The organism is Pseudomonas sp. SIMBA_068, assembly GCF_046534705.1.
In the GTDB taxonomy this organism is placed as follows: domain Bacteria; phylum Pseudomonadota; class Gammaproteobacteria; order Pseudomonadales; family Pseudomonadaceae; genus Aquipseudomonas; species Aquipseudomonas putida.
In genome coordinates this window covers 1-435 of the sequence record NZ_JAWRYI010000070.1, presented here as the reverse complement: position 1 = coordinate 435, position 435 = coordinate 1, and the positions used below count along the sequence as shown (strand labels likewise).

Sequence of the window (435 nt, the reverse complement as noted above, 5' to 3'; positions counted from 1 at the left end):
TTGCCATGACTGCCAACACAATGAAGCAAGATATTGAGCATTACCTAAGTATTGGCATGGACGGTTATTTAACTAAGCCATTTAATAAAGATAGCTTGAACAGCTTGCTTAATGTTTACAATCCAAACAACGAAAATCTCAAAGACTTAGCAATAAAAATTAGTGACCCGAGCATTAAAAGAGAACATAAACTTAAACAAACATGCCGTGAACTAAAAAGATTAATACCTGCGGCCAACAGAGTCAGCTTATGGCTGTTTAATGAAGAATACTCTGAGATAAATTGTTTAATGTGCCTTGATGAGAACGATGAAGTCATTCTTGACTCAGTATTAACAGCAAAAGACTACCCAGATTACTTTAACTACATACTAAGCCACCAAATACTTGATGCCCCCGATGCAAGAAATCACGAAGTTACAAAAGGCTTTACCA

At 36.1% G+C, this 435-nt stretch carries 1 protein-coding gene; it reads left to right on the top strand.

Features of this window, described 5'->3' with window-relative positions:
* Positions 1-20 precede the first annotated feature (20 nt).
* The coding region (locus SB756_RS28180) for a hypothetical protein (protein WP_410912777.1) at positions 21-435 on the top strand (415 nt) is incomplete at its 3' end.